1 protein-coding gene is annotated in these 571 nt (G+C 49.6%); it reads right to left on the bottom strand.

What is annotated here, in order from left to right; genetic code table 11:
- A partial coding sequence (locus JMF85_RS27865) for an IS3 family transposase (RefSeq protein ID WP_201319404.1) occupies nt 1-571 on the bottom strand: 571 nt, incomplete at both ends.

Genomic DNA, 571 nt, shown 5'->3' with positions numbered 1-571 from the left:
TTGACAGGGCTTATCCCCATTAAGAGACTGATGGGGACGATCCTGATTGTAAAACTGGACATAGCGAGCTATCCCTTTGCGCAGCGCGCGAGGGTCTTCAAATTCATTGAGGAAGATACATTCGTATTTGAGCGACCGAAAGTAACGCTCCGTGCGGCTGTTGTCCGTTGCCCGGCCCTTACCGTCCATCGATACTTTGACGCCTTCCTTTTCTAACAGATCCAGATAATCCGCATTAGTAAAATGCGAACCTTGATCGCTGTTCATGATCTCCGGCTTGCAGCGGCTGAATGCGCGTTTAAGGCATCTCATAACAAAGCCCTTTTCGAGCGTACTGGACAGCTCATAATCAATCACCTTGCGGCTGTACCAATCAATGATGTTGAACAAGTACATAAATCCTTTGCCCATCCTTAGATAGGTGATATCGATTCCCCAGACCTGATTGGGCCTGTCGATCGTTAAGCCGCGAAGTAGATAAGGACGCGTGTACTTGGCATGGAGGCGTTTGCTCAAGTTTGGCTTCGGATAGATCGCCTCCAGACCCATGAGCTGCATCAGACGGCGTACG

This window comes from Paenibacillus sp. EPM92 (genome assembly GCF_016586185.1).
GTDB classification, from domain to species: Bacteria; Bacillota; Bacilli; order Paenibacillales; family NBRC-103111; genus Paenibacillus_G; species Paenibacillus_G validus.
Note: the sequence above shows the minus strand (reverse complement) of the source record. Positions and strands in the feature narration are given on the sequence as shown.